Raw genomic sequence first — 22,108 nt, forward strand, 5'->3', positions numbered from 1 at the left:
AACGTGTTTCTGACGAGTCGCACAGATCAGGCTGGCAGACGCTCTTCGACGCGGCCCATATGCAGCATTAGCCCGAAGGCCAGAATGCACATGCTCAAGACGCCAAATGTCAAAGGCGCGATGGACCCATCGAAAAGCAACCCGATCGGCGCGGCAATAGCCGCAGCCAAAACCGTCGAAATGGATCCGATGACCGAGGCTGCCATTCCGGCAATATGCCCCATCGGCTCCATCGCGATGGCGTTCAGGTTGCCCAATGTTACCCCGGCCATGAAAAACACCATGGTTTGCCAGAATACAAACAGTGCAAATGAGGCGTCCGGCGAAAGGTGCATGGTGTTAAGCGTCATAACAAAAGCGGTGATCAGGATTTGCCCCCCCAGCGCCCATGTCACCATCCGGCGCATGCCCACACGCACCACAAGTGCTGCATTCAACAAGCTGGCCGACCCAGACATCAAAGCCACGAACCCAAACCAGAATGGAAAGCTGTCGGCACGGTCATGGATCACGTCATAGACTGGCTGAACCATTGTCAGCATGGTGAACAGCACCCCCATGCACAGGGTCTGAACCATGATCGAAAGGCGCACGGTCGGATGGGAAAACATTTCCTTCGTGGCCGAGAACATCAGCGGTATGCGGAAGGGACGGCGGTTTTCACGGGCCAGAGATTCCGGCAGGCGAACACCCATCCAGGAAATGACGACCAGGGCAAACAGAATGAACGACACAAATATCCCGCGCCAGCCAAAAAGGGCGATTACCCCTGCGCCCAACATCGGTGCGGCTGCGGGTACCAGCGTGAAAATCATCATCGCGATCGAGATGATCCGCGCCATTTCGCGGCCCGAATACAGGTCGCGAATGATTGCCATGGCCACCACGCGCGGACCTGCGGCGCCCAGCCCCTGAACCACGCGCGCAATCAATACCAGCTCCAGTGAAGAACTGGCCCATGCGACGGCAGAAGCTGCTATGTACAAAGCCGCGCCGCCGTAAATGACCGGTTTTCGTCCGATCGCGTCAGAGAGAGGGCCGGTAAAGAAAGTGCCGATCCCCATTCCAAGGACAAAAGACGTCAGGATAAGTTGGGCACGGTTAACGTCATCGGGGCTGAGCTGCGCGCCGATCTCGGGCAGCGCAGGCAGCATAGAATCGATCGAAAAGGCGATGGTGGCGAACATCATTGCAATCAGCGCAATGAATTCCGCCTTCGACATGCGATTGGCCATGAAGCACTCCTAACCCGTTCGCGCTATCACGGCGGGTCGGCATAGGCCAGACTGGAAATTTGCACAGACCTCTGTGCTATTCTGCAGGGGAAGCCTCAAGTTGAGACATGATCTCAGCGATTACTTTCTCCCACATTTCAGGAGGTTGCGCGCCCGGCACCGCATGTTGGTTCGCGACAATGAAGGTCGGAACCGAACTGACGCCCATTTCGCGAGAATGAGCATCGCGGTTGCGGATATCCTCGCGGTCGGCGTCGGATTTCAGCAGCTTCATGACCACGGCTGCGTCCATTCCGGTGCTGTCTGCGATGTCGGCCAGCACCTCGTGGTCGCCGATGTCGCGGCCCTGCACGAAATAGGCGTCGAACAGCGCATCCACCACCTCGTTCTGCTTGCCCTCGATCCCTGCCCAGTGGATCAGGCGATGGGCGTCCAGCGTGTTGGGGGTACGTTTCATGGCCTCGAAGTTGATGTTCAGACCGGCCTTTTCGGCATGTTCCACCACCGGCGCATAGGCGCGCAACGCGCCGTCCTTGCCGCCGAACTTGCGCTCAAGATACTCGCGCCGATCCATACCCGCATCCGGCATGTCAGGATTCAACTGGAACGGATGCCATTCAATGAAAAAGGGGTGGTCGGGCACATTGGCCAGAGCTTTGTCCAGATGGGTTTTGCCAATATAGCACCACGGGCAGATCGGATCGGACAGGATGTCGAGCTTGACGGTCTGGGTCATTTTGTTGGTGCCTCGAAATAGGCCGGCAGCGCCCGGCGCAGGAGTTTGCCGTTTCCGCCAGTTGGCAGGGCGGGCAGATGGATGAAGGCGCGAGGCTGTTTGTACCGCGCCAAGTTGGCTTCGACATAGGTGCGCAAGGCCGTATCGTCCAGCTTTTCCGGGCCCGTATAGAAGGCCGCTATCACAAATGTGTCCGGTTTGACCTCGACTGCCGCTGCGCCGACTTGGGTTATGCCCGAATAGCGGGCAAGAACGGCTTCGACCTCGACCGGGGATACGCGATAGCCACCCGCGTTCATCATGTCGTCGTCGCGGCCCAGATAGCTGATCTGGCCACCCACTGCCATGGCCCCCTGATCGCCAGTCAGAAACCATTCACCCTGCATCCGCGTTTCAACGTCCTCGGGTGCGTTAAGATAGGTCAGCATCAACCCGGGGTCAGAGCGGTGAATGGCAATTGTACCTTCCTGCCCCTGTGGCACCGGACCGTCCGGACCAAGGATCGCCACTCGACGCCCGGGTTGCGGTTGTCCCAGTGCGTCGCAGCGCGCAGGATGGTCCGGGCTGGAGGAAATGAAGGTAGAGCATTCGGACATGCCGTAGGCTTCGAACAGCTCGGTGCCGGTGGCATTCAGCCACTGTTCGTGCAGGGCGCGCGACAGTTTCTCGCCCGCGCATAATCCGTGGCGCAGGTCTGGCAGCTCCATCCGATTGCGCCCTTGCACTATCTTGCGAAAGACCCCCGGAGCCGCAGCAAAGATCGTTGCGCCATGCTGGCGCAGTAAGGCAGGCAACGCAGTGATTTCGGTTCCGGGTTCCGGGATCAGGGCCGTCGCACCAATGGTCCATGGGTCCATCAAGCCAGTGCCCAGCGTATAGGTCCAGTTGAAAGCCCCCGCGTGACACAGCCGGTCGGTCTCGCGCAGACCATACCAGCCATCGACCATCATCTGCCGCGCCCAGATTGCCCGGTGGGCATGGGCCACGGCACGAGGCTTGCCCGAAGTTCCAGAGGTGTAGACAACATAGGCCAAACGTTCCGGATCGCCCATGTCAAAACCTGCCGTGGGCAGGTTTCGCATCGCTTTCAACTCGTCCAGCCTGATCTGCTTGGAATGCGAGGCACAGGCAACATCCGGATCGCGCAGTATGGCCGCCGGAGAAAGCTCGTCGATCATTTTGGCGGTTTCGGGTTCCGTCAGTTGCGACGATGTCGGCACCGGTACGATACCCACGGCAATTGCACCCAGATAGGCAATCGGGAAGTCCACCGTATTGCCCAGCCGCATCAGGGCGATATCTCCGGGTTTCAATCCTGCCCGCAGCAACCCCGCGCCGGTGCCCAGCACGGCTGTTTTCAGATTGCGAAAGCTCCAATCCTGCGTATCGTTTCCACGCAAGACTGACAAAGCCACTTTCTCCGGGGCTTGATCCGCGCAGCCCAGAACATGAGCTGCCAGATTGAAAGGCGTGGGGCAGGGCGCAGGCGCCCCCTGATCGAAGATTGACAACATGGCCTCTGGCTATCGCGCCGCCTGTCGCGTTGCAAGCGTGGCTGGCCGGGCCTATAGAAGGGGCATGAGCACTCAAGATCCCAAATCTCTGATCCGAATTGCCCGCAACTCTGGCGAACACACCGAAGTTGAACCGTTGGACCTTGGCGCGCGTGTGAGAGAGCTGCGCAAAGCACGGGAATGGACATTGGAGCAAGCCGCCAGTCAGGCCGGTTTGGCACGTTCGACCCTCAGCAAGATCGAAAACGGGCAGATGTCGCCGACCTACGACGCGCTCAAGAAGCTTGCGACTGGATTGGAGATTTCGGTTCCGCAGCTTTTCACGCCGCCCCAGCGCGATCAGGTGATCGGGCGTATGGCGATAACCCGTCTAGGCGACGGCACGGCGCACGCCACAACCACTTATGAACATGAGTTGCTGGCCGAAACCCTGACCAAGAAACAAATGCTGCCCTATCGCGCGCGGGTCCGCGCGAGATCAATGGAGGAATTTGACGGCTGGGTGCGCCATGACGGAGAAGAGTTCATGTATGTACTGACCGGTGTCGTCAAGCTTTACACCGAGTTTTATGAGCCGGTGGAGATGCGCAGGGGCGACAGCGCCTATTACGACGGCAGCATGGGCCACAATGTGATTTCCGTCAGTGACGAAGACGCGACTATCCTTTGGGTCACATCACTTGCTTAAAGCGGCACTGCTGAATTCACGGTTCAGCCCTTCGGTGAACAGGAAGTCTTCGACCTCCTCATGCGCCTCATTCATTGTAAGTTGGTGACGTTCGGCCAAATAGGCTTCAAATCCTTTTCGATCCTTCAACACGCGCATCATGTCTTTGTCACGCAAGTTCGGAAAACGCCGCTTTGCGCGTTCGCTGGCCGCGCTCCAGTCTTTTGTAAGATCGGTCCAGTTCATCATCAATGAGCTTCCCTTAGCAACGATTAGGACTGCTCTCCCCCACATCAGAGTACGAACGGGGTGCCGTAACGAAAGACATGACAAAATGTCGCATCCTGAGGCCGCGCCTTTTTTGGGGGGAATTGAGCCCGCTGCGAAGTATCCGCAGCGGGGCGACGGGCCTACATTTGGTGTGAGTGGTGGCGGGCCCGGTTGTTCTTTGGTTCCCAGCGTCCGATTGTCCGGGGAAGTCCGGGATCTTGGGCTGGCACCAGCTATCTATGACGACTAAATATGCCATTTATATACAGGTTTTTCTAGATGAGTAAAACTGTTTGAGGGCGTTTCCTGCGGGATCACCCGGTGGTGATTGTGTTGGCGGCCCAGTACGGCGGTTTGGGTGCGATCAAACGATATCTTGTATGACGCGGCAATGTGCCGAATTTTGCCGACTGATGGAAACTTCCTGACCGCAGATTGTACAGAACAGCTGAAACTTCGAGCTTCTGACGTTCGGAATGCCCGCTTGGAAAAACCCGCCGGGATCACATACCCATCGGCTGGCCCTGGGATCACGCCTCTACCGGGCGTCGTACCACCACACTTCTGGCATGTATTGCGGACCGTCACCATAGATGGGCAGGGTTTTCGGGTGCATCAGTTCCTTGACATGCGCAATTCGTCCGATGTCAAAGCTCCAGATCGGGATGACATAGCGGCCTGCTGTCAGTACCCGGTCCAGCGCGCGGGTGGCATCGGTGAAGTCCTCGCGGGTTTTTGAGGCGAGCATGGCATCGATCATTGCGTCAACTGCGGGCGAGGATACGCCCATCAGGTTGCGTGTGCCGGGGGCATCAGCAGTCTCGCTGCCCCAATAAAGACGCTGTTCGTTGCCAGGAGACAGAGAAAGCGCCCGGCGGAATGTCGTGACGTCAAAGTCCAGTTCAGAGGTGCGTCCGACATATTGGGCATTGTCGACTTGTTCCGTCGTGACCTGAATGCCAAGACGTTCCAGCGCGCGGGAATAGATCTCGACCACTGTTGCCATCTCGCTGTCGCCCTGTTGAAGCAGGAAAGTCACCTGAAAGGCATCACCATTTCCGTTGCGCAGTGCGCCGTCCTGAACGGTCCAACCTGCCTCGGTCAAAAGCTTGGTGGCCTCGCGAAGGTTTGCCCGATTCCGGGCCGACCCGTCACCCTTCGGCAGCTCATACCCTTCCAGCGTGCCTGGCAACAGGATGTCAGCGTAAGGAAGCAACAGTTCTTTTACCTGCCCTTGGGCCGGGCCGGGCTGCATGGCAAGGTCGGACCCCGAGAAATAAGACGTGATCCTTGGTTGGGCGCCACCGGTTACCGTGTCGTTGATGAACTCAAAATTGAAGGCAAGCATCAGCGCTTCGCGCACACGCCAGTCGTCGAACGGGGCCTTTCGTGTATTCATCACGAACCCGGTCATTCCCGAAGGTTTTCCATGCGGAATTTCAGTTTTGATCACATCACCCCGCTGCACAGCGGGAAAGTTGTATTGGGTGTCCCATTTGTCGGCATTGAATTCACGGACGGCTGACAACTCTCCGGCCTTGAAGGCTTCGAACAAGACGCTGCCGTCGCCGTAGAATTCGATCCGCAGCTCATCAAGGTTCATGGTGCCGCGGCGAAACGGAATGTCGTTCCCCCAATAGTCCGGATTGCGTCGCAGATTCACGTAGCGTCCCGCTTCGTAGCCATCGATCACATAAGGGCCGGTTCCAATCGGCACATCATGCAGTTGCGCGTCAGCGAAGTCCTTTCCCTCCCATTGTGCCTTTTGCAGGATCGGACGCATCCCTGCCAGCAGCGCAAGCTCTCGATCGGGTTCATTGAACGTGATCCGCACCGAGCGCGGGCCTGTTTGTTCGATGTCGTCGATCTTGCCCCAAAGACCGCGATAGCGCAGATGCCCCTGCGTGCCCAAAGTCTCGTAAGACCAGATCACATCATCGATCGTGACCGGGCTGCCGTCGGAAAAACGCGCCTCTTCCCGCAGGGTGAATTCGACCCAGGACCGGTCTGGATCGGTCTCAACTGATTCGGCTAACAGCCCGTAAAGTGTGAAAGGTTCGTCCCAGGATCGCCCCATCAGGCTTTCATGGGTCCAGAAAGGCAATTGCCATGGCGAAGTGCCTTTTTGCAAAAACGGGTTCAGACTGTTAAAGCCGCCCGTGTTTCCGAAAACAGCTTTGCCACCTTTGGGCGCATCCGGGTTCGCATAGGGGAGAGACACAAAATCCGGTGGTAGGGCCGGGTCCCCGTACATAGCTATGCCATGAGACGATTCTGCATGGGCGACAGACATCACGAAAATGCTGGCGATTCCCGCCGCAAGTGATCGAAACGGACGGAGAAATTCCGGGCTCATTTTGGAAACAATCCTGCTCTGGCCTTATTTTGTTGGAGATCATCGTAGTGATGATTTTTCTTATTATCAAACTTTTAGCTTGGACCAAGGCGCAGAATTGCTTATAAAGGTTGCACTGCTCGATAGGTTTCTTGCCTGTATGAAACCTGCCTCAATAACTTAACGCCCGCTTCGTGCGGGCGTTTTTTTGTGCGTCGCGAAGTCTCAGGCCGGGATTCCAATCTGATGTGTTTCCCCGTTTTCTTTGCAGGTGCAGCATGGCATGGTGCGCCTGATTAACGCTTGAGGGAGAATGGACATGAGCCTGTCCGGTAAAACGGCAATCATCACGGGATCAAATTCGGGCATCGGGCTGGGCGTAGCGCGCGAGCTGGCCAAGGCGGGTGCCGATGTGGTTCTGAATTCCTTTACGGATCGCGATGAAGATCATGCGCTTGCCGCAGAGATTGCGAAAGAGACCGGAACCAATGCGCGCTACATCAAGGCCGACATGTCCAAGGGCGAGGAATGCCGATCACTGATTGAACAGGCGGGGTCCTGTGATATTCTGGTGAACAATGCTGGTATTCAGCATGTCTCTCCGATCGATAAGTTCCCGGTTGAAAAATGGGACGCGATTATCGCAATCAACATGAACTCGGCCTTTCACACCACAGCCGCTGCGTTGCCGATGATGCGCAAGGCGGGTTGGGGGCGGGTGGTGAACATCGCCTCGGCCCATGGTCTGACGGCATCCCCTTACAAGGCGGCATATGTTGCGGCCAAGCACGGCGTGGTGGGAATGACCAAGACCGTAGCGCTGGAAACCGCGCAGGAACCGATCACCTGCAATGCCATCTGCCCGGGCTACGTTCTGACGCCGCTGGTCGAGGCGCAGATCCCCGACACGATGAAAGAATACAACATGAGCCGCGAGGATGTGGTGAAGAACATTCTTTTGGAACGGCAACCCTCCAAGGAGTTCGCCACCGTCGAGCAATTGGGTGGAACGACTATCTTCCTGTGTTCGGACGCGGCGGCTCAGATCACCGGAACCACAATTTCAGTCGATGGTGGCTGGACAGCACTTTGAGGTTTAAAGGGGGCCATTGCCCCCATTCCCCCGAAGCATTCTTTTGCAGAGACGAAGGGGCAGCGACGTGAAACGGATCAATCTGGCTTTGCAGGGGGGTGGCGCGCATGGCGCGTTCACCTGGGGTGTGCTTGACCGGCTGCTGGATGAGGAAGACATCGAGGTCGCTGCCATCACCGGAACTTCCGCAGGGGCACTGAACGCAGCAGCGTACAAGTCGGGAATGGTTCATTCAGGGCGCGAAGGAGCGCGGGCGCGCCTGGACGGGTTGTGGCAGCGCATGGGCGCGATTGGCGACATGCGTTTCGCCAACTGGTTTCGCGGCCTGGAACCGGCGACCATTGCGCAGGCGATGGAATATTCGGTACCGTTTTCAATCGGGGATGCGTGGTCGCGAATGGTGTCGCCCTATGCGTATGGGCCGTTCTACAGCAACCCGCTGGAACCGGTGGTGGACAGGTTCAATTTTGACGAGATTTGCGCGGAAGAAGGCCCGCGCCTTTTCGTGTGTGCCACTTGCGTACGCAGCGGCAAGATCCGCGTCTTTACCGGCGACGAGATCAGCACGGACGCTATCCTGGCCTCGGCCTGTTTACCGACCCTGTTCAAGGCGGTTGAGATTTTTGATCCGAAAACAAACCGGACCGAAGCCTATTGGGACGGCGGGTATACCGGCAATCCGGCTCTCTATCCGCTGTTCAACGATGATTTGCCGGATGACGTGGTGATCGTGAACATCAATCCGCTGGAGCGCGACGAAGTTCCGGTCACACCGCAGCAAATTCAGAACCGGATCAACGAGATCAGCTTCAACTCATCCCTGTTTCGCGAGTTGCGGGCGATCAGCTTTGTCCAACGGTTGCTGAAAGAGGGCAAGCTGACCTCCGGAGAGATGAGCCGCGTTCTGGTTCACATGATTGCAGATAACGAGTTGATGAACAGCCTGTCTGTTGCCACCAAGACCGTGCCCAATCCGGTCATTCTGCATAAGCTGAAACAGGCCGGACGGGACGCCGCGGACGGTTTTCTTGCCAAACACAAGGACGATTTGGGGCAGACCAGCACAATTGATCTGCCTGCGATGTTCAGCTGATTACTCGGGTGGCTGGGTCGGATCTTTTCCATTCGGATAGACAAGCCCCGCTGAAATCACCAGTTTGGCTGCGTCTTCGATGCTCATATCCAGCAAGATCACGTCTTCTGCGGGGAAGAACAACAGAAACCCCGACGTCGGGTTGGGCGTCGTGGGTACGAATACGCTCAGCAGCTCTCCGCCGGTTTCGGCACGTTCGCTTACCTCACCCTTGGCGCTGGTGGAGACAAAGCCGATGGCCCAGATCCCGCGACGCGGGTACTGGATCAGGCAGGCTTTTTCAAAAGAACGCTCAGTCTGGGCAAACACCGTTTCCGAAATCTGTTTGATCCCGGAATAGACCGAGCGCACGACGGGCATCCGGTCAACAACACTTTCGGCGAAGTGGATCAGGGAACGGCCCAGAATACCCTTGGCGATCCAGCCGACCAGAATGGTGAAGATCAGGAAGATGACCACGCCCACACCGCGCAGGTTGATGCCCACGTACTGTTCTGGCTGGAACTGGTGTGGCACCAGTGGAAGAACCGCGCTATCGATCCAGCCGACCACCGACCAGATCAGCCAGACCGTCAACCAGACAGGCGCAATGACAACGACGCCCGTCAGAAAGGACGCGCGCAGCCGTGAAAGCATGCCTGGGCGGCGGTGAGGTTCTTCGTCGAACGGTGTATTCATGGTGGTTCCGAATGGTTTCCGGAATTAGGTAGTCAATCCACGGCCTTGGTACAATAGGTTAACGTCACCTCTGTTTGACCAGCGCTTGCGCGATCTTTGCCGCCAACCGTGCATTGTTTCGAACAAGGGCGATATTGGCGACCAAGGACCGGCCTTCGGTCTTTTCAAAGATTCGTTGCAGCAGATAGGGGGTCACGGCTTTGCCGGTGATACGATGGGCATCCGCATCTGACTGAGCCTCGGCGATGATCGGGGCCAGTTCCTCGGACGGGATCTGATCAGCGGCCGGGATCGGATTTGCCACCAACTGCCCGCCGGGCAGACCCAGCGCGCGGCGGGTGGAGTGGGCTTTGGCGATGGCGTCGGCACTGTCCATACGAAGGGGCGCGGCAAAGGGTGACTTTGCCGACCAGAACGCAGGAAACTCGTCCTGACCATGTGCAATCACAGGCACGCCCAGCGTTTCCAGAACCTCAAGCGTTTTGGCGAGGTCGAGGATGGCTTTCGCCCCGGCTGCGACGACAGTCACCGGAGTATGCCCAAGCTCGTGCAGATCGGCAGAGATGTCGAACGTGGTCTCGGCCCCCTGATGCACGCCGCCGATACCGCCGGTGGCAAAAACCTCGATCCCGGCATAATGCGCGGCGATCATCGTGGCCGCAACGGTGGTGGCCCCGGTGCCACCGGTCGAGATGCACGCTGCCATGTCCGCGCGCGAGATCTTGGCGACACCCTGGGCCTGACCCAGCCATTGCAGCTGATCCTGCTCCAGCCCAACATGCAATTTGCCTTCGATCACGGCCATTGTCGCAGGAACCGCACCCTCATCTCGGATGTCCTGTTCGACCTGTGACGCGACTTCGATGTTCTGCGGGTAGGGCATCCCATGGGTGATGATGGTGCTTTCCAGCGCAACGATGGGCAGGCCCGCGTCCTTGGCGGCGCTGACCTCGGCTGAGTATTGAATGTCGATCACAGTGGGGTTTCTCCGGAAACGTAGGTTGCAGCGGCGTGCAGGGCGCGGGCCATAGCCTCGTCACTGGATGCACCGCCGGATTCTGAGGCGATATGGGCCGCCATGAAAGTGTCCCCGGCGCCGGTCACGCGTGTGACCAGAACGGCAGGGGGTGTTTGTGTCAGGATATCATCAGAGCTCCCGACGGTGGCTGAATTGCCGCCATCGGTGACCAGAGCGCGCAGCGCGCCACGATCCAGCAGGCCCTTAGCTGCGGATTCGGAGTCGGTGAACTCGCGCTGACACAGGATGCCGGCCTCTTCGAGATTCACGTAAAGCGTTGCGCGTGCGTGTTTCAGGAAGGGTAGCAACCGTTCGGCTTTGCCGGGCGAGGCCGGGGCCACGCGAAGATCAGCGCGAGAGAAAGCAGGGCTTTGAGCAATCTCTTCAAGCAGGTCCAGTGTCAGATTGCCGTCGAGTGCGATTGGGCCTTCAAACGGTGTGTTTTCGTAGCCCAATGGCCCGTGCATCAAGGGGCGTAGTATCTTTGCGCCAGCGGCTTCCAGCGAATGCGCGTCGGCAATCGCCGCGATCAACCCGTTCGCACCTTCGACAGCCATGTAGCGGTCAGTCGGCAAATCCTGCGAACGATAGATGTGATCCGTCACCATGCCGAGGCGCGAACAGGCGTGAACCAGTTCGTCACCTTCTGGGTCGCGGCCAATGGCAGTCAGCAGGGTGGGCGTCATGCCAAAGCGTACCAGTGTCATGGCGATGTTCATCGCAACGCCGCCGGGCAGGCGGGTGATCCGGCCCGGCACGTCCGAGCCTTGCCTCATGGCGCTGGCCGATCGACCGATGACGTCCCACAGGACCGAGCCGATGCACAGGATATTGGTGTTCTGAGTCATACGGGATGTCATGCCGCAGCGATGGTGCCCGTGCAAGCCGGAACGTTATCGCTATAAGAGATTCCCGATCTGCCGGGGCTGATGTTTCCTTTGGGCTTGCGATCCGTGGCCTTCGCGGGAACAATCGAGAGCAATGATTGGTGATTTGATTTTCCTGTTGGAGCGTTTCGTATGAATGGCCCTGCCTTCCGTGCCATCCTTCGAGTCCTCAAAACCTGCGCCCTGAGTATTATTGTTCTTCTGACTGTGCTTCCTGGAACTGTTAAGGCACAAACCGCCCCACCGACAGTTGTCGATTTCTGGGTCAAAGCTGACACGCTGTTTCTGGAGGTGAAATTGAATGCCGAGTCGATGCTGGCCGGGGCCGACCCGACACAGCCAGAAACCTATTCTGACGATACACAGTACCGATCTCTGCGGCGGAAGGTGTCGTCGGAACTGGAGCCGCAGATCAGAGACTTTGTTCAGGTCTGGAAGCAAAGCCTCGTGGTCGAAGCGCCTGATCGCCTGGACCTGTCTTATGAAGGTGTGCGTATTCCGGTGGTGGGCGACACGGAAAAAGTGCGTGTTTCCAGGTTGTTGTTGACTGCACGTTTGCCGGATCATGCATCGAATCTGCGCCTGACCTGGCCGCAGTACAGCGGGTCAGTCGTTCTTCGTCAGCAAAACGTGATGGCCCCGTATACAGGGTTTCTGACTGCCGGAGAAATCAGCCCACTGATCCCGTTGCAGGGCGGGGCATCGCTGACAACAGAGCAGACACTGCAGACGTATTTCGCAAAGGGGATCAGCCGTTTTGTTCAAAGCCCCCTCAAGCCATCCATCGTTGTTCTGACACTCGTAGTGCTGACACTGAGCCTGCGGCCTGTGGTGTCTCAGGTGGCGTTTTTGGCAGCAGGAGTTTTTATCGGGCTCGGGTTGGGCATGTACGGCGCGCTGGACGTGCCAGAAAATGTGCAGGACCAGACGTTGGTGGCCTCGATCATAATTCTCGCGCTATGGAACCTGGTGGCCCGGCACTTGCAGGTCTGGCGACTGTTGGCTGTGCTTGCCGCAGGTTGTGTTCAAGGATTGGCACTGGCTTCGGATTTGACAAGGATCGGGGTGCCGCCCGATCATCTGGTCGCGGCTGTTTTTGGGTTTGGCGTCGGAAATTCACTGCCGGTCATCCTTGTGGCTGTCCTGACCTTTGCCTGCGCGCTTTTGGTTGCTGGCGGGTCACACAGAACACGAGGCCGGATTTCGGTTCTGGCCTCGATGCTGATCGCCGGAATCGGCGTGTATTGGATGGCTGAACCCTGGTTGCTGGCTTAAGACATCGCCGCCAGCAGCGTGTCCAGCGCGCCCAGCGGGTCGTCGCTGCCCCAGATTTCGTCGCCGATACCGAAGAAATCGGTGCAGGGGGACAGATCACGGATCAGCTCGGGCGTCAGACTGCCTTCGGCCACGACCGGGACCTCGATCATCTGGGACCACCATTGGAACAGATCCTTGTCGGCGCGGGTTCCGTCCCCCAACGTGGCGGTTCCGACGGGCCCGAAGGCCACGTAATCCGCGCCGTGTTCGCCCGCCGTCATGCCGTCATGGCTGGACGCGCCGCAGAAGCTGCCGACAATCGCATCGGTGCCCAGTTCCTTGCGCGCGGCGCGGACCGAGCGTGCGCCGTCGTCCAGATGCACCCCGTCCAGCCCTAGACGTTGCGCCAGCAGCACGTGGTTCGAGATCACGATGGCCACGTCGCGGGCGTGGGCCACTTCGCGGCAGGCATCAGCGGCACGAGCGATGGTGTCTTCGTCATTGCCAGCCAGCGCCAGGCGGATGCAGGCGATCTCGGCCCCGTCCAGAACCGATGCCAGTTTGCCGGGGAACGTGCTCAGCTCGATCGTAGGAGGCGTTATCAGGTAAATCTGCGGCTGCTCGGGGGTGTCCATGGGCGCGTCCTTCGGGTTTCAGTCTTTGGCGCGGTTTAGCGGATTGCGGCGGGGAAGCAAACTTTTATGGCTGAGGCCGCGCAAATAACACCCCCAGCGACTTGCCCTGCAAGTGCCTGCCGATTACAGCAGGCCAAGCTTTCATAAGGTGAACCATGCCAAGCGACAAATCCCAGCCTTCCTTCGTGCTTGTTCGCCCGCAGATGGGTGAGAATATCGGTGCTGCTGCCCGGGCAATGTGGAACTTTGGACTGGACCGAATGCGCATCGTGGCGCCCCGTGACGGCTGGCCAAACCCCAAGGCAGTGGCGATGTCCAGCGGTGCAGGCCGGTTGCTGGATGAAGCACTGCTGTTTCACGATCTGGCCGGATCGCTGGCCGACAGCACCTTTGTCTTCGCCACCACTGCACGGCAACGCGGGCTGACGAAACCCGTCTACAGCCCCGAGCGCGCCATGCAGATCGCTGCTGAAAAAGTCGCGGCGGGCGAAAAGGTTGCGGTTCTGTTCGGCCCCGAACGTGCGGGGTTGGAGAACGAAGACATCGCCAAGGCAAACGCAATCATCTCGGTGCCGGTGAACCCGGAATACGCGTCGCTGAACCTGGGCCAATGCGTTTTGCTGACCGCTTATGAGTGGATGCGCCAGACTGGCGACGTGGTGCATGAATCTACAGATCTGGGCAAAGGTGACTGGGCCACGGGGATCGAGGTTGAAAAACTGGTCGAGCACTACGAGGACCGGTTGGAAGAGGCCGGGTTCTTCTATCCCCCCGAAAAGGCCGAGGGCATGAAAACCAACCTGCGCAATCTGTGGTCGCGGATGCGGATGACGCGGGCCGATGTGCAGATGCTGCACGGGATCATGCGGCAGATGGTCCGCTGGAAAGACAAAGGCTGAGGCTGGACCTATCTTCCGCCACACCCTAGCTTGCGACGAAATCAGGACATGAGGACAGCATGAGCGGTAAGCGCAGCATCTTCGAAGAGGTCACGGACACCGAAAAACAACAGGCGGTTCAACCCGGTATGATCGACCGGGCGCGCGGCGGCGCACGCAAGGCGATCCGCGTTTGGCTGATGATCCTGTTTGCCTTGGTCGTCGCGATGATCGCAGTCGGAGGCCTGACGCGCCTGACCGACAGCGGTCTTTCGATCACCGAATGGCGCCCAATCACCGGAGCCATCCCGCCAATGACCGACGCGGACTGGCAGGCTGAATTCGACAAATACAAGCAGATTGACCAGTGGCGCATCCAGAACCAGTGGATGGAGCTGAGTGACTTCAAAACTATCTACTGGTGGGAATGGGGCCACCGCCAATTGGGCCGCGTGATCGGGCTGGTCTGGGCCATCGGGTTCTTTGGCTTTCTTGTCGCGCGCAAGGTACCCACGGGTTGGACCGGCAAGCTGCTGATCCCGGGCCTGTTGGGCGGCGTTCAGGGCGCGGTCGGTTGGTGGATGGTCGCCTCGGGCGTGACGCAGGGCGAGGGCATGACAGCCGTTGCCAGCTATCGTCTGGCCACGCATCTGGGGCTAGCCTTCGTGATTCTGGGCTTCCTGGCGTGGTATATCTTTGAGCTTGGCCGCGATGAACGTGACCTGATGCAGGCGCGTCGTGCCAAAGAGGCAAAACTGTTCTCGCTTGCGACTGGCCTGATGCATTTCGCTTTTTTGCAAATACTCATCGGCGCGCTGGTCGCCGGGATCGACGCCGGGAGGTCTTACACCGACTGGCCGTTGATTGGGGGGCAATTGTTGCCACCGGATGCCACTGCGTTGGAGCCGGTGTGGCGAAACTTCTTTGAAAGCCCCGGACTGGTGCAGTTCATTCACCGCTGTGCCGGTTACCTGCTGTTTATCTTTGCCATTGTCGTGTGGCGACGTGGTGGTGCCAGTGCGCATCCTCAAACGCGCTTTGCCTTCAATGCGGCATTCGCAGCGCTGTCTTTGCAGGTCGTCGTCGGCATCGTGACGGTCGTCTACGGCGCCCCATGGCAGATAGCGATCTTCCACCAGTTCATGGCCGTCGTTGTCTGGACCCTGATCCTGCGCGCTCGGTTCCTCACGGCTTACCCAATCGCAACATCTCTGCGCGGAGTAACATAATATGACCGCTTTCAACGAATTGATGGCCTTTCAGCGTGAAACCTCAGCATTGGGCCAGATCGCGGGTCGGCTCGGCTGGGACCAGGAAACCGTCATGCCGCGCGGGGCTGCTCCTCAACGCGCCGAAGAAATGGCGGCTATCGAGGCGGTCCTTCATGCGCGCCGATCGGATTCACGCGTTGCAGAGTGGCTGGATCAGGCTGCCCCACAGGATGAAGTCGGTAAGGCGCAACTGCGCGAAATCCGGCGCGCCTATGATCGGGCGGTCAAGGTGCCTGCCGATCTGGCTACGGCGATTGCCCGAATTACGTCCGCCGCACAGGGAACCTGGGCGCAGGCGCGGGCGGACGAAGATGTCTCGGCGTTCCTGCTGGTTCTGGAAGAGGTCGTGTCCCTCAAACGTCAGGAAGGCGAGGCGCTGGCGCAGGGTGGAGATGTCTATGACGCGATGGTCGAGGATTACGAGCCTTACACGACCGGCGCCCAGATTGCGGCCATCTTTGATGAGATGCGCCCACGTCTGGTGGCCTTGCGCGCCGCGGTTCTGGATCGTCCGGAACCTGCTGCGCTGACAGGCAGCTTTGACGAACTGACCCAGATGCAGCTGACGCGAAAGCTAGCAACGACTTTTGGCTATGACCTCAACAACGGCCGTGTCGACAAGGCGGTTCACCCGTTCAGCTCGGGCTCTGGTCTGGATGTACGCATCACCACGCGGACCAGCGAAACCGACCCGTTCAACTGCTTCTATTCCACTATTCATGAGGTCGGTCACGCCGCCTATGAACAGGGGATTGACCGCGACTATCTGCTGACGCCACTGGGGAGCGGCGTGTCCATGGGTGTGCATGAAAGCCAAAGCCGGATTTATGAAAACCAGCTGGGTCGCTCGCGCGCGTTTACAGGCTGGTTGTTCGGTCAGATGCAGGACGCATTCGGCGATTTCGGAATTGCCGATGCCGACGCGTTCTATGCCACCGTCAACCGGGTTCATAATGGCTATATCCGCACCGAAGCCGATGAAGTGCAATACAACCTGCATATCATGCTACGCTTCGATCTTGAGCGCGCGCTGATGGCCGGAGACTTGCAGGTCAGCGAACTTGAGGCGGCGTGGAACGACCGCTTCAAGGCTGACTTCGGCTATGCGGTCGACAAACCCTCGAACGGCTGTTTGCAGGACGTGCATTGGTCTGTCGGTCTGTTTGGTTACTTCCCGACTTATTCGTTGGGCAACGTCTATGCAGGATGCCTGTATCAGGCCCTGCGTGGCGGCGTGCCCGATCTGGACGCGCAACTGGCAGAAGGTGACACTTCTGGCGCGACAGGCTGGCTGCGTGAACACGTCCAGCAACACGGCGGGCTTTACGCCCCGCGCGAGATCATCCAACGCGCCAGTGGGGTTGAGCCGGGGCCAGAGCCTTTGCTGGGGTATCTGGAACAGAAGTTCAGGGCGATTTATAGGCTGTGACAGCACGGAACGGCAACCGAATGGTAAGGCTCCTTGCTCTTTGCATTGCGGCAATGGCTTTGGTTTTAGCGCTCAAACCAGCGCGACATGCGGATAGTTTTTCACATCTGTACCAAGCACAGGAATGTGGCGGCTTGGGTGCCCCATGTATGGTTTCCGGGCGGCAATACAGCGTATTGATTCCGAAGGGCGAAGGACCATTTCCGGCCGTGATCTTTCTTCATGGATCGCAGGGAACGGGGCAGCGGGTGATTCAGAGTACATTTCTGGTCAAGCCGATACTGGAGCGCGGGTATGCCATCGTCGCTCCGACCGCGCTGGAAATTGAATACCGAAACGGCCCGGGCACAGGGTGGGTTTGGAATGACGCATATTATGGCCGGGATGATTTTGAGTTCATTGCCAATATGCTTGAGGACGTGTTAGCGCGATTCCCCGTTGATCCGGCGCAGATCGTAACCACTGGCCATTCCCGAGGCGGATCGTTCGCTTGGTATCTTGCCTGTGCAGATATTGACCCACGTCTAAAAGCTTTCGCTCCTATTGCTGGAACACCGGTGCGTGGCCAGCCTGGGGATTGTGCTTCAGCGGACTTCGATTTCGATATGTTCTATAGCCATGGTTATGACGACACGGTTATTCCATTCGCCGGTTCCGGATCTTCGTGGTCTGATCCGGGATATATGGGTGCAGTTGAGGCTACGTTAAGGCTCGCATCTTCTGCAGGCTGCCAAAAGGATGAAGTTGTTGAGACAGATAGCCATGATCAGCGCATTCTAAGCGGTTGTAAAACCGGCTCGAACATTTCGGTGATCGGCTATGAGGCCGGACATGGCGTTCCACGTGGCTGGAGCGATCTGATGCTTGACTGGTTTGAGACGGTGAATGCTTTGGAATAGGGGCTTCCAACGCAAAACTCGTCAGGTGAGTATGGAGAGGTGGTCGCGGGACATGGTGCGCATTGGGTCTACGGCTTCACGCGGAATACTATTTTCGGGCGTCGCCAACTTTCGTTTTACGTAAACTTTTTCCCGAACAAATACGCACAGGTTAACCTAAACGACCTGAAACAGTTCAATTCGCGCCGCGACCGCTGCAAAGAACAAAACGCTGCCCAGCAGCACAAATACATGCCAGATCGTGTTGTGGAACGGCAGCCAGTCCAGCAGGTAGAAGGCGACCCCTGCCGTGTACACGAGCCCTCCGGCAATCATCAGTGTAACGATCGTAGGCGACAGGTCTGCCAACATGGATTGCCCGGCCCAGACCACCGCCCAACCCATCAATAGGTATAGCGCAAGCCCGAACCAGCGGAACCGGTTTGGGTCCAGCATCTTGAGAACCGACCCAAGTGTTGCCGAAGACCACAATCCGAGTAATAGCCCCGGGGGCTGAGCACCGGACAACAGTAGAAACGGTGTGTAGGTCCCTGCGATCTTGACGTAGATGCCGGAATGATCGAGGCGCTGCAGGAACCCGCGCCATTCCTCGTTTTCGACCATGTTATACAAGGCGGAAAACGTGAGCATGAGTATCAGCGTCACCCCGTAAACAGAGGCACCCAGAACCGCAGATTGATCATACCGGTAATAGATGGTCATTGTGATCAGAAGTGGTACGGCAACCAACGCACTTGAGACACCGAGCACATGGACCACCCCGTCGCTGATACGTTCCGTGCGACTGTAAGCTGGTCGGATATGCGCAAATGACCACATAAGAAAAAGCTAGGCGGCAGAATGGCTTCGGGCAAGCGGATCATCCCGAGAGTTGTCGATATCGTGATCCAGAATGACAAAACGCCCGCAGAGCGAGCGTTTTGTTTCAGATCCGTAATTGAGCGTGAGGGTTATTCTTCGGTTTCCTCATCACCCTGATCAGCGATCCAGGCAACGCTGACGACCACTTCGCCCTTTCCGGTATTGAAGACTTTCACGCCACCTGCCGAGCGGGAGCGGAAGGAAATACCTTCCACCGGAACCCGGATCGATTGGCCTTTGGATGTCGCCAGCATGATCTGGTCGTCGAGTTCAACCGGGAAAGAAGCCACCAGTTCTCCGCCGCGCATCGCCTTGTCCATCGCGGCAACACCCATGCCGCCTCGTCCGCGGACAGGGTAGTCGTGACTGGAACTCAGCTTGCCCGCACCGCCGGCAGTGATGGTCAGGATCAGGTTTTCCGCCGCTGACATCTCGGCGTACCGCTCCTGCGGCAGCAGGCTGTCGGCATTGCCTTCTTCATCGTCCGTCTCACCATCGTCGGTGACACCGGCTACGGCGCGGCGCATCTTGAGGTACGCGGCACGCTCGTCTGAGTCAGCTTCGAAGTGGCGGATCACCGACATCGAGACCACGCGGTCGCCGTTGCTCAGTTTGATGCCACGCACACCGGTCGACTCGCGCGAGTTGAAGACGCGCACATCCGTAGTCCGGAAGCGGATGGCCCGACCTGAGTTGGTCACAAGCATCACGTCTTCATCTTCCGAACAGATGCGCGCATTCACCAGTTCCACGCCTTCAGGCAGTTTCATTGCGATCTTGCCGTTTCGGCGGACGTTGGTGAAATCCGACAGGCGGTTGCGGCGCACGTCACCCGCGCTGGTGGCGAAGATGATCTGAAGGTTCTCCCACTCTTCATCCGGCACATCGACAGGCATGATCGCGGCGATGGAAACCCCGGTTGGGATCGGCAGGATATTGACGATCGCCTTGCCCTTGCCGGTACGACTGGACTGCGGCAAGCGCCAGGTCTTGAGTTTGTAGACCATGCCTTCTGTGGTGAAGAACAGCAGTTGGGTATGCGTGTTCGCCACGAAGAGGTTGGTAACAACATCCTCTTCCTTGGTCTGCATCCCCGAAAGACCCTTGCCACCGCGTTTCTGCGCTCGGAAATCAGCCAGCGGGGTTCGCTTGATGTAGCCGCCCGAGGTGACGGTCACGACCATGTCTTCACGTTCAATCAGGTCTTCGTCTTCCATGTCGCCGGACCAGTCGACGATCTCGGTGCGGCGTGGTACTGCAAATTGCTCGCGTACGCTGCGCAGTTCATCAGCAATGATGCTCATGATGCGTTCGCGTGAAGACAGAATATCAAGGTATTCCTTGATCTTACCAGCCAGTTCTTCCAGCTCGTCGGTGACTTCTTTGACGCCAATTTGGGTCAGCCGTTGCAGTCGAAGATCAAGGATTGCGCGGGCCTGAACCTCGGTCAGGTTGTAGGTTCCGTCGTCGTTCATCTTGGACAGCGGATCGTCGATCAGGCGCAGATAGCTTTCGATCTCGGATGCGGGCCAGCGGCGGGTCATCAGCTTTTCGCGTGCTTCAGCCGCATCTGCCGACGAACGGATCGTCGCGACCACTTCATCGACGTTGGATACCGCCACGGCCAGACCACACAGAATGTGGCTACGTTCGCGGGCCTTGCGCAGGTCGTATGCGGTACGTCGCGCGACAACATCCTCGCGGAAGTCGATAAACGAGGTCAGGAACCGGCGCAGTGTCAGTTGCTCGGGTCGGCCACCATTCAGCGCCAGCATGTTGCAGCCGAACGAAGTCTGCATCGGCGAGAAGCGGAAAAGTTGGTTCAGCACCACTTCAGGCGTGGCATCCCGTTTCAGTTCCACTACGACACGAACACCGTTGCGGTCGGACTCATCCTGTACGTGACTGACGCCTTCGATGCGTTTCTCGCGCACGGCTTCGGCGATCTTTTCGATCATCGCGGCCTTGTTCACCTGATAGGGAATCTCATCAACCACAATGGCGTAACGGTCTTTACGGATCTCTTCGACGCGGGTCTTAGAGCGGATGATGACGCTGCCGCGCCCCTCAAGATACGCTTTGCGCGCGCCGGACCGTCCCAGCATAACGGCGCCGGTCGGGAAATCTGGACCGGGGACATATTCGATCAGTTGTTCTGACGTCAGGTCCGGGTCGTCGATCAGTGCCAGCGTGGCATCGACCACTTCGCCCAGATTGTGCGGCGGAATGTTGGTCGCCATACCCACGGCGATACCACCGGCACCGTTGACGAGCATGTTTGGGAAACGGGCGGGCAAGACGGTCGGTTCCCGGTCCTTGCCATCGTAGTTGTCCTGAAAATCGACCGTTTCTTTTTCGATATCCGCCAGCAGGGCGCTTGCGGGCTTGTCCATTCGCACTTCGGTATATCGCATGGCCGCCGGGTTGTCGCCGTCCATCGAGCCAAAGTTGCCCTGTCCATCCAGCAAGGGCAGCGACATCGAGAAATCCTGTGCCATCCGCACCAACGCGTCATAGATCGCGCTGTCACCGTGTGGGTGGTATTTACCCATCACATCGCCAACCGGACGGGCCGATTTGCGATAAGATTTGTCGTGGGTGTTTCCGGTTTCGTGCATCGCATACAGGATGCGGCGGTGAACCGGTTTCAGCCCATCACGCAGATCGGGGATCGCGCGGCTGACGATGACCGACATGGCATAGTCCAGGTAGGAGGTGCGCATCTCGGATTCGATGGAGACCGTCGGGCCGTCGTAGACAGGGCGCTCGGGCGGGGTTTCGTCCATGTTTTCAGGAATTTCTGGCGTATCGCTCACGTAAACTGCCCGTATATTGTGCTGGGTCTATATCTTGTGGATGCACCTTATCAGACCCGGCACATAAGGTGCAAGCAAGCAGCGTTTCCTGAGGCTGAAATCCTCGGTAACACCCAAGTAACATATTGTTATCTAAGAATTAGGAAGTTTTCGTGCTAACCTGAAGACATCTTGCAACAAACCGGAGGTCTGCATGAAGGCAAGCGAAACAGAATTGATGCTCAAGGGCTATGGTCTGACAACGGCTGAATTTTTCTACCATATGCCCGATTATATCCACGTCCTGAATACCTTCATCTGGCAGGAATATGACCTTGCGCCGGATCATCCCAAGCTGTTCGAATTCATCGAGTTTTGGCAGCGAGAGATCGAAGGGCCGCTGCATTCTGTCAAATTCACTCACCGCAAGATGATTGCGCCGGGTGAGTGGCGCAACATGGTCGGTGAGTTTCGCGTGAACTGAGCGGTCGGCTAAGTTTGCCTGAACGTCGGAAATCCCGTTCTCATTTGAGGCAAGTCGCGTATGGTGGCAGCCA

The 22,108-nt window shown here is 58.1% G+C and carries 20 protein-coding genes; 9 read left to right on the plus strand and 11 right to left on the minus strand.

What is annotated here, in order from left to right; translation table 11 throughout:
• Positions 1–26: 26 nt before the first annotated feature.
• The 3 genes from AC2FEB_RS06410 to AC2FEB_RS06420 all read right to left on the minus strand — a co-directional run bounded on the left by AC2FEB_RS06410 (position 27) and on the right by AC2FEB_RS06420 (position 3,485).
• Positions 27–1,235, minus strand: coding sequence for a multidrug effflux MFS transporter (locus AC2FEB_RS06410; RefSeq protein WP_299637229.1), 1,209 nt, complete (start codon positions 1,233–1,235; stop codon positions 27–29).
• 76 nt (positions 1,236–1,311) lie between these two features.
• Positions 1,312–1,971: a DsbA family oxidoreductase gene (locus AC2FEB_RS06415; protein WP_496676466.1), complete on the minus strand. Its 660-nt coding sequence runs from the start codon at positions 1,969–1,971 to the stop codon at positions 1,312–1,314.
• The gene (locus AC2FEB_RS06420; RefSeq protein ID WP_496676464.1) at positions 1,968–3,485 is read right to left on the minus strand and encodes a class I adenylate-forming enzyme family protein; all 1,518 of its coding nucleotides are present in this window, start codon (positions 3,483–3,485) and stop codon (positions 1,968–1,970) included. The genes AC2FEB_RS06415 and AC2FEB_RS06420 overlap by 4 nt, the downstream gene beginning before the upstream one ends.
• A gap of 64 nt (positions 3,486–3,549) precedes the next feature.
• On the opposite strand from AC2FEB_RS06420, the gene AC2FEB_RS06425 reads away from it, so the two are divergent.
• On the plus strand, positions 3,550–4,173 hold the full coding sequence (locus AC2FEB_RS06425; RefSeq protein WP_117868795.1) for a helix-turn-helix domain-containing protein: 624 nt from the start codon (positions 3,550–3,552) through the stop codon (positions 4,171–4,173).
• On the opposite strand, the gene AC2FEB_RS06430 is transcribed toward AC2FEB_RS06425, so the two are convergent.
• Both AC2FEB_RS06430 and AC2FEB_RS06435 read right to left on the minus strand, forming a co-directional pair.
• Entirely contained in the window at positions 4,162–4,401 is a 240-nt protein-coding gene (locus AC2FEB_RS06430) for a hypothetical protein (RefSeq protein ID WP_496676460.1), read from the minus strand. The genes AC2FEB_RS06425 and AC2FEB_RS06430 overlap by 12 nt on opposite strands.
• 559 nt (positions 4,402–4,960) lie before the next feature.
• Positions 4,961–6,778 carry an extracellular solute-binding protein gene (locus AC2FEB_RS06435; RefSeq protein WP_496676458.1) on the minus strand — a complete coding sequence of 606 codons (1,818 nt, stop codon included), beginning with the start codon at positions 6,776–6,778 and terminating at the stop codon, positions 4,961–4,963.
• A 298-nt stretch (positions 6,779–7,076) separates the two neighbouring features.
• Here AC2FEB_RS06435 and AC2FEB_RS06440 point away from each other — a divergent pair, with 298 nt between their 5' ends.
• Together AC2FEB_RS06440 and AC2FEB_RS06445 are read left to right on the plus strand one after the other, a co-directional pair.
• Positions 7,077–7,850, plus strand: a complete 774-nt coding sequence (locus tag AC2FEB_RS06440) for a 3-hydroxybutyrate dehydrogenase (protein ID WP_496676456.1) — start codon at positions 7,077–7,079, stop codon at positions 7,848–7,850.
• Positions 7,851–7,917: 67 nt separating this feature from the next.
• Complete coding sequence (locus AC2FEB_RS06445; protein ID WP_496676454.1) at positions 7,918–8,943, plus strand: patatin-like phospholipase family protein; 1,026 nt, start codon at positions 7,918–7,920, stop codon at positions 8,941–8,943.
• Here the strand turns inward: AC2FEB_RS06445 and AC2FEB_RS06450 are convergent, their stop codons facing one another.
• The 3 genes from AC2FEB_RS06450 to AC2FEB_RS06460 all read right to left on the minus strand — a co-directional run bounded on the left by AC2FEB_RS06450 (position 8,944) and on the right by AC2FEB_RS06460 (position 11,487).
• Positions 8,944–9,621 carry a DUF502 domain-containing protein gene (locus tag AC2FEB_RS06450; protein WP_117868800.1) on the minus strand — a complete coding sequence of 226 codons (678 nt, stop codon included), beginning with the start codon at positions 9,619–9,621 and terminating at the stop codon, positions 8,944–8,946. It lies immediately after the preceding gene.
• Between the two features lie 64 nt (positions 9,622–9,685).
• Entirely contained in the window at positions 9,686–10,597 is a 912-nt protein-coding gene (locus tag AC2FEB_RS06455; protein WP_496676452.1) for a pseudouridine-5'-phosphate glycosidase, read from the minus strand.
• Positions 10,594–11,487, minus strand: a complete 894-nt coding sequence (locus AC2FEB_RS06460) for a PfkB family carbohydrate kinase (RefSeq protein WP_299893700.1) — start codon at positions 11,485–11,487, stop codon at positions 10,594–10,596. Before AC2FEB_RS06460 ends, AC2FEB_RS06455 begins: the two co-directional genes overlap by 4 nt.
• Positions 11,488–11,658: 171 nt before the next feature.
• Here AC2FEB_RS06460 and AC2FEB_RS06465 point away from each other — a divergent pair, with 171 nt between their 5' ends.
• Positions 11,659–12,801, plus strand: coding sequence for a HupE/UreJ family protein (locus tag AC2FEB_RS06465; RefSeq protein ID WP_496676449.1), 1,143 nt, complete (start codon positions 11,659–11,661; stop codon positions 12,799–12,801).
• Here the strand turns inward: AC2FEB_RS06465 and AC2FEB_RS06470 are convergent.
• On the minus strand, positions 12,798–13,418 hold the full coding sequence (locus tag AC2FEB_RS06470) for a thiamine phosphate synthase (RefSeq protein WP_299893696.1): 621 nt from the start codon (positions 13,416–13,418) through the stop codon (positions 12,798–12,800). The genes AC2FEB_RS06465 and AC2FEB_RS06470 overlap by 4 nt on opposite strands.
• A 155-nt stretch (positions 13,419–13,573) precedes the next feature.
• Here AC2FEB_RS06470 and AC2FEB_RS06475 point away from each other — a divergent pair, with 155 nt between their 5' ends.
• From AC2FEB_RS06475 to AC2FEB_RS06490, 4 genes are all read left to right on the plus strand, one after another.
• Positions 13,574–14,317, plus strand: a complete 744-nt coding sequence (locus AC2FEB_RS06475; RefSeq protein ID WP_117868805.1) for an RNA methyltransferase — start codon at positions 13,574–13,576, stop codon at positions 14,315–14,317.
• A 59-nt stretch (positions 14,318–14,376) separates the two neighbouring features.
• Complete coding sequence (gene ctaA, locus AC2FEB_RS06480) at positions 14,377–15,525, plus strand: heme A synthase (protein WP_496676446.1); 1,149 nt, start codon at positions 14,377–14,379, stop codon at positions 15,523–15,525.
• Between the two features lies 1 nt (position 15,526).
• Positions 15,527–16,996 carry a carboxypeptidase M32 gene (locus tag AC2FEB_RS06485; RefSeq protein ID WP_496676444.1) on the plus strand — a complete coding sequence of 490 codons (1,470 nt, stop codon included), beginning with the start codon at positions 15,527–15,529 and terminating at the stop codon, positions 16,994–16,996.
• Positions 16,997–17,145: 149 nt separating this feature from the next.
• A complete protein-coding gene (locus tag AC2FEB_RS06490) occupies positions 17,146–17,895 on the plus strand; it encodes a CE1 family esterase (RefSeq protein ID WP_496761214.1) in 750 nt (249 codons plus the stop codon).
• A gap of 156 nt (positions 17,896–18,051) precedes the next feature.
• On the opposite strand, the gene trhA is transcribed toward AC2FEB_RS06490, so the two are convergent.
• Entirely contained in the window at positions 18,052–18,714 is a 663-nt protein-coding gene (gene trhA, locus AC2FEB_RS06495) for a PAQR family membrane homeostasis protein TrhA (protein WP_117868810.1), read from the minus strand.
• Between the two features lie 131 nt (positions 18,715–18,845).
• A complete protein-coding gene (gene gyrA / locus AC2FEB_RS06500; protein WP_496676437.1) occupies positions 18,846–21,572 on the minus strand; it encodes a DNA gyrase subunit A in 2,727 nt (908 codons plus the stop codon).
• Between the two features lie 193 nt (positions 21,573–21,765).
• Between gyrA and AC2FEB_RS06505 the strand changes: the two genes are divergently transcribed.
• The gene (locus tag AC2FEB_RS06505; protein WP_299643075.1) at positions 21,766–22,035 is read left to right on the plus strand and encodes an usg protein; all 270 of its coding nucleotides are present in this window, start codon (positions 21,766–21,768) and stop codon (positions 22,033–22,035) included.
• Positions 22,036–22,108: the final 73 nt, after the last annotated feature.

This window comes from Ruegeria sp. YTSC106 (assembly GCF_059609765.1).